General features: G+C 39.0%; 7 protein-coding genes and 1 pseudogene. 4 read left to right on the top strand and 4 right to left on the bottom strand.

Annotated elements, in window-relative coordinates:
* Window positions 1-757 precede the first annotated feature (757 nt).
* Window positions 758-1,549, bottom strand: a complete 792-nt coding sequence (locus DYY66_RS03520) for an alpha/beta fold hydrolase (RefSeq protein WP_166286259.1) — start codon at window positions 1,547-1,549, stop codon at window positions 758-760.
* 99 nt (window positions 1,550-1,648) lie between these two features.
* A complete protein-coding gene (locus tag DYY66_RS03525) occupies window positions 1,649-2,086 on the bottom strand; it encodes a hypothetical protein (RefSeq protein WP_166286261.1) in 438 nt (145 codons plus the stop codon).
* 602 nt (window positions 2,087-2,688) lie between these two features.
* On the opposite strand from DYY66_RS03525, the gene DYY66_RS03535 reads away from it, so the two are divergent.
* Window positions 2,689-2,955 (top strand): poly(R)-hydroxyalkanoic acid synthase subunit PhaE, encoded by a 267-nt coding sequence (locus DYY66_RS03535; RefSeq protein WP_255496025.1) that lies wholly within the window; start codon window positions 2,689-2,691, stop codon window positions 2,953-2,955.
* A gap of 307 nt (window positions 2,956-3,262) precedes the next feature.
* Complete coding sequence (gene phaC, locus DYY66_RS03540) at window positions 3,263-4,303, top strand: class III poly(R)-hydroxyalkanoic acid synthase subunit PhaC (protein WP_255496026.1); 1,041 nt, start codon at window positions 3,263-3,265, stop codon at window positions 4,301-4,303.
* 27 nt (window positions 4,304-4,330) lie between these two features.
* Here the strand turns inward: phaC and DYY66_RS03545 are convergent, their stop codons facing one another.
* Both DYY66_RS03545 and DYY66_RS03550 read right to left on the bottom strand, forming a co-directional pair.
* Entirely contained in the window at window positions 4,331-4,744 is a 414-nt protein-coding gene (locus DYY66_RS03545) for a hypothetical protein (protein WP_166286263.1), read from the bottom strand.
* Complete coding sequence (locus DYY66_RS03550; RefSeq protein WP_166286265.1) at window positions 4,741-5,160, bottom strand: AbrB/MazE/SpoVT family DNA-binding domain-containing protein; 420 nt, start codon at window positions 5,158-5,160, stop codon at window positions 4,741-4,743. The genes DYY66_RS03545 and DYY66_RS03550 overlap by 4 nt, the downstream gene beginning before the upstream one ends.
* A 54-nt stretch (window positions 5,161-5,214) precedes the next feature.
* Between DYY66_RS03550 and DYY66_RS03555 the strand changes: the two genes are divergently transcribed.
* Window positions 5,215-6,019: aldehyde dehydrogenase family protein (locus tag DYY66_RS03555; RefSeq protein WP_166286313.1), on the top strand; the 805-nt coding region annotated here is incomplete at its 3' end.
* Between the two features lies 1 nt (window position 6,020).
* Window positions 6,021-6,307, top strand: a pseudogene (locus DYY66_RS03560) (aldehyde dehydrogenase family protein); the annotation flags it as partial.
* Window positions 6,308-6,410 lie beyond the last annotated feature (103 nt).

A 6,410-nucleotide genomic window follows, 5' to 3' on the forward strand; every position in this document is an offset into this window, starting at 1 on the left:
TGAAATGCATTATGCGAAGACAGTATTCCAAGTGATGCTACCGCAACTCCTATGAAATTTTGTATTACCATGATGTCATCTGGCCTTGCTGCAATTATTGTAACATGAAATACGATGTAGTAGNATAACCAATTCTTGATTTGCTAAGAATCTTGGTCATGCTAAACCCAATTGCGGCATACCATGCAATTGACATTGCAATCCACTGGACTTCGTATACTTGTTTTCTGTCATCTAGGTAATAGTATGTGGTACCTATTATGGCAAGGACAAAAAGACAACACAGCAACAGTCTATGATTCACAACAAGACTTGTTCTGCCTTCGTTTGGTACTGTCATATNGATGTAGTAGTTATCAAGCAACCAGAATGCAAATGTTGTCCATGATGTAATTCCTGCAACTAGATAACCANTACTGTGTAATAATTGTCAAGCAACCAGAATGCAAGTGTTGTCCATGATGTAATTCCTGCAACTAGATAACCAATTCTTGATTTGCTAAGAACCTTGGTCATGCTAAAACCAATTGCGGCATACCATGTAATTGACATTGCAATCCACTGGACTTCGTATACTTGTTTTCTGTCATCTAGGTAATAGTATGTAGTACCTATTATGGAAAGGGAAAAAAGACAACAAAGTAAAAGTCTGTGATTTACAACAAGACTTGTTCTGCCTTCATTTGGTACAGTCATATTTGATGCTGATTGCTTCTTGTTATTTTAAACCATGAGTCGGTAAGACTAGTGTTTAATGCTAATGCTTTGCAAAAAATTTGATAATTATCTCAGCAAGTCTTTCTGGGTCTTCAACATATGGGGAGTGACCGCACCCTTCGATTGGCATAAACTCACAGTTTTTGATTGATGATACAAACTGTTGTGAATACTCAAATGGTATCAGCTTGTCTTCTCTGCCCCACACCACTAGTGTAGGAACACTGATCTTTTGTAGCTTGTCAAAAATGTCTGGTGCATTTTTTAAACCCAACAATGTAGACAAGAAGACCATCTTTGCGTTTGGTCTTGACATGTTGTTGACAAACCTCTCAATTGATATCTCTGATACTTGTTTTCCAGGGCCTACCATCATCTGGTATGCATTTTTTACAGAATCTCTGTTTGGATATAGTGCGGCCATTGTATACGCGTCAAGTGTCGGAGTAGACTTTCTCATTATTCCTGCTGGAGATACAAGAACAATCTTCTTGATCTTTGGATCCTGAACTGCGGCACATTCTGCAGTTATCTGTCCTCCAAGCGATGTTCCTATGATGTATGTGTCTTTAATTCCAAGTGTACTGATGAAATCGAAAACAAATTTTGTAAAGAATTCTGGAGTGTAATCTACTGATGGCTTGTCGCTCTGCCCATATCCGATAAGATCTGGGGCAAAAACGTGGTATTTTTTACTCAGGTGTGGTATGAGGCTTATCCATCTTTCTGCATATCCGCCCAGTCCATGCAGGAGAATCAAATTGCGATCGGACTCACCCTCTTCTAAATATCTGATGTTATTCCTGTTTACTGTAACAAATTTTTCCTTCATCAGCGTGCATTGTGGAACTTGCAAACAAAATAAGTTTTTAGCGACACTAGTTATGACACTATTGGTAAAGCCTTATTCACTAAAAAGATCGATAAACTATCAATTTTTCTTTGAGATTGCTATCATGGCATAATCTAACATCTTCGAATACGACGACAACATGACCTTAACATAATCGTCATATGATTTCATTGTCGACATGACGTTTTCTACAAATGTCTTTTGAAAACTGTTAATCATGTCTATCTCAAATACTGTGGTCTTTGTAATTGCTTTTGAATATCTGCCAAATGATTCGATTGCCTTTTGGTCTACTCCCATGTTGTCTAAAAGTTCTTTTTCTGCGATATAGCATGTACCGAAAAAATCCCTTGCAATTCGCAAGCCTTCTGACTGCAAGTCTGTAAAACTTTCAATGTATGCAGGCAACAGGCTCTCTATCTTCATTATCACTTCGTTTGTACTGTCTCTCATCACATCACACGCTGAGAAGGGGCTCTTGACATCTATGGTTTTTTCTGGGTTAGATTCTGACACTTGCTATCTGTGTTACATGTTCATCCTTTTAACAATTTGTTGCACGTACAATTGATAACCAGTAATCTCTATATGTTCAGTAATCTACTTTATTCTACAGCCCATGTCTATTCCACCTGATATGAAAAAATCATTGGCAAATTACAAGCATAACTCTCTTTTCTGGACTGACTTGTTGTACTTGATGTCAAACAGACAACAATCGCTTGCTGCTACTGGTCCATTTAGAAAGTTTGCTGTCAATGCCAAAAGCATTAGCACCGAAACGATAGAAATGAATGAAGACATGGCAGAATTTAACACTAGACTATCTGAATACTATAAACAACTTACAGACACATGGAATGAGGCACAGAAAGAATACACTAGAAAGGTACCTGAACTCCCAAATGACTCAGAGCATGTAGAGGCCTCAAAACGCATATGGATAGATATATTTGAAAACTACTTTACACGACTCTTTGATTCTGTTGACTTTGCTGAAAACTTTGGAAAACTTGTATCAAGTGAACTTGAGATAGCAAAGCACTGGAACAACATGGCATCCATACTGCTTGAGAGTGCAAACATGCCTACAAAGAANTCCAAATGACTCAGAGCATATGGAGGCATCAAAACGCATATGGATTGATATATTTGAAAATTACTTTACACGACTATTTGATTCTGCTAACTTTGCTGAAAACTTTGGCAAACTTGTATCAAGTGAACTTGAGATAGCCAAGCACTGGAACAACATGACATCCATATTGCTTGAGAGTGCAAACATGCCTACAAAGAAAGAGATGGACGAAGTGTACAAAGAACTACACTCTTTGCGAAAAAGAGTTGCCAAACTTGAAAAAATAGCAAACAAGGGAGGAACTTGAGTTGGCAAATGAAATAAAAATCGATCCTAGATTGCTTGCTGATTTCATCAAACTAAACAAGAATATACTAGAGGCGCCAAACCTTGCCAAATCTCTTGAAGAGATAGATCTTGAAATCACACCAAATGAGGTCGTATACTCTGAGGGAAAAGTTAGGCTATTACACTTTAATCNTTGGGTGAAAAATTTGCTAAACCAGGGAGTTGATGTATATTTGATTGACTGGGGAACACCGACTCAAATCAATCGACATGAAGGGTTTGATGATTATGTCAATGGATACATGGATAACTGCANTGATCCTAGGTTGCTTGCAGATTTCATCAAGCTAAACAAGAATATACTTGAGGCACCAAACCTTGCCAAGTCTCTTGAGGAGATTGATCTTGAAGTCACGCCAAATGAGGTTGTATACTCTGAGGGAAAAGTTAGGCTGTTGCATTTTAACCCGTTGGTTCAACGACAAGTAAAGACACCACTTGTGATTGCATACGCTCTGGTAAACAGATTTCACATTTTAGATATTCATCCAAAAAAGAGCTGGGTAAGAAATTTGCTAAACCAGGGAGTGGATGTATATCTAATTGACTGGGGAACACCTACTCAAATCAATCGACATGAGGGGTTTGATGACTATGTCAATGGTTACATGGATAACTGCATAGACTTTGTCAGAAAAGAATCCTCGTCTGATACAATATCACTGCAAGGATATTGTACTGGTGGCACACTCTCTGCCGTATATTCTGCATTGCATCCTGAAAAAATCAAGAACTTGACTCTTACTGCTCCTGTAATTGACGGAAGACGCGATAGCACGGTAGTATCAAACTTGGCAAAACACATGGATGTTGACAAGTTGGTAGATACGCTTGGCAACATGCCACCAGAGTTGATGTACTATGTCTTTTCGATTTTAAAGCCATTTGAGCAGGGCTTTGAAAAATACCTGAATTTCTTCAAGAATATACATGATAAAGAATATGTTGAAAACTTTATTCGGGTAGAAAAATGGGTATCTGACACACCTCCAATTCCTGGGGAATTGTACCGACAATGGATAAAAGATGTCTACCAGGAAAATCTCTTGATAAATAACAACATGTACGTGGGCGGAAGACAGGTATCCCTGAAAAATATCACCATGCCGCTTCTTACACAAGTTGCAGTAGGTGATCACTTGGTATCACCTGAATGCAGCATGCCTATCCACTATGCAGTATCAAGCCAAGACAAGACGCTGAAGATATACCCAACTGGGCATGTGGGCATGATAGCAAGTTCATTTTCACAAAAAAAGGTTCTTCCTGAATTTGGTCAATGGCTTGTTGAAAGATCTGAAAAATGAAAAATAAATAAAAAATGAAGATTTAATCTAGTTCTTGCTTGGAGTCCATGCTGAGAACCATGATTGCAATATACTTGAATCCATAGTTGTGAATGCCTTCAAGTTATCGTTGAATGTCTTGATGTTTTGTCTTGCTGCTTCCATTGCTGCCAATACTGCCTTGTTTTGTACAGAACTGGTTTTTACTATCTCTTCTGTTGCATCATTGATTGCTTTAAGATATGTTGGTGGAAGGTTTGCATTAAAGCCACTCTTTGTTGCTGTCTCCTGCTGGAATTCGATTGCTGTCTCTACTGCATTTTTGTATGCTGTTGCAAATTCTTGCTGTAGGTTTGAGACTGCTTGGATGTATTGTGTGACATTCTTTTCTGCTTCTTCAAAATATCGATTCACATTTTGCTTGTATACTGCGTATGCTTCTTTTGTTTCTGTCTTGCTCATTTTTTCACCTCCTGTCGTGAATTACTTTTATGGATTGGAACTACAATCACTTGGACCAGATCATTTTCCTTGATTCCTATTGCTTCTCTTTCTGCTTCGGGTATGGAGATTCTACCATTACTTCCAACTGATGTCTTAAACGCACCCCATGATGAAAATTGGGGCAAGTTTTGTGCAAGGTTAAACCAGTTGTACATGGCCTTTGATCCACTCTCTGCAAAATTTTGTACAAGATCTGTCTGTGTCTTTGCTGTCTTGTCTGCCATCTCTTTTAATGTGTCCAGTGGATTGGTTTGGTTTGTGCGATTCATCATGTCGCCAAATGTTCTCATAAAGTCCATCTGTGCCTTGCCGCTTCGCTGGATCCATTCTCTAAAGATTGCCGATGGGTCAGGTTGGTCATAGTTACCATTCATTGGTAATGATAACCAGCCAAAGGTATATAACCGTATTGCTAGACATGATATTTGATGTCTATTAAGACAATCAATCCTGCTACTGAGGAAATTATCGCTGAATATCAAAACATCACAGAATCTGATCTAAAAAGTAAGATAGCAAAGTCAAGGGATGCATTTTCCAAGTGGAAGACTGATTCTAAGAACCGTGCAATGTTTTTGCATCTCTTGTCAGAAGAGCTTCGAAAGAACAAGGACTCACTTGCAAAGGTTGCTACACAAGAGATGGGAAAACCACTCAAAGAGTCACTTGCCGAAGTGGAAAAATGTGCGTGGGTGATGGAGTTCTATGGAGATAATGGTGAAACATTTCTAAATCCTGAATCAGTAAACACCGATGCAAGAAAAAGTTTTGTTGCCTTTGAGCCAATTGGAATAATCGCAAGTATAATGCCGTGGAACTTTCCATACTGGCAAGCATTACGATTTGCTGCACCATCACTGATGGCTGGAAATACAATTGTACTCAAACCTGCAAGTGTAACTATGCAGTGTGGAATCCAAATAGAAAAAATGTTTGCAAAGACTGGATTTCCTGAAGGTATATTCCAAACACTTGTCAGTGATTCTAGCATGGCTGAAAAATTGATTGACTCTGATGTCAATGCAGTAACTTTTACCGGAAGCAATGTAGTCGGTGCAAAGGTTGCACAACGGGCAACATCGCAAATCAAGAAATGTGTCTTGGAGCTTGGTGGAAGTGATCCGTTCATAGTGTGCTCTGATGCTGATGTTGACAAGGCATCAACTGGAGCAGTAAAGGGAAGATTCATCAATTGCGGTCAAAGCTGTATTGCATCAAAGAGATTCTTTGTAGNCGATCCGTTCATAGTGTGCTCTGACGCAGATGTTGAAAAGGCATCAACTGGCGCGGTCAAGGGAAGATTCATCAACTGCGGTCAAAGCTGTATTGCATCAAAGAGATTTTTTGTGGTAAAAAATCTTGCAAAGGAGTTCATTGAGCAATTTGTACAAAAAGTGGAAAAACTAAACGTGGGAGACCCAATGTCTGATAGTACGGACATTGGACCGCTTGTAAATGCTGATGGACTTCACAGGATAGATACCATGGTAAAAGATGCTGTTAGCAAAGGGGCTAGCGTTCNCGACATTGGACCACTTGTAAATGCTGATGGTCTTAATAGAATAGATACAATGGTAAAAGATGCTGTTAGCAAAGGGGCTAGGGTTCTTACTGGTGGAAAAAG

The sequence above is a fragment of the Candidatus Nitrosotalea sp. FS genome, assembly GCF_011319475.1.
Taxonomy (GTDB): domain Archaea; phylum Thermoproteota; class Nitrososphaeria; order Nitrososphaerales; family Nitrosopumilaceae; genus Nitrosotalea.

What these genes read in the sequence shown, in the direction of transcription:
- DYY66_RS03520 (WP_166286259.1), bottom strand. Translation starts at nt 1,549, where the DNA reads ATGAAGGAAAAATTTGTTACAGTAAACAGGAATAACATCAGATATTTA.
- DYY66_RS03535 (WP_255496025.1), top strand. Translation starts at nt 2,689, where the DNA reads ATGGAGGCATCAAAACGCATATGGATTGATATATTTGAAAATTACTTT.
- DYY66_RS03545 (WP_166286263.1), bottom strand. Translation starts at nt 4,744, where the DNA reads ATGAGCAAGACAGAAACAAAAGAAGCATACGCAGTATACAAGCAAAAT.
- DYY66_RS03550 (WP_166286265.1), bottom strand. Translation starts at nt 5,160, where the DNA reads ATGAATGGTAACTATGACCAACCTGACCCATCGGCAATCTTTAGAGAA.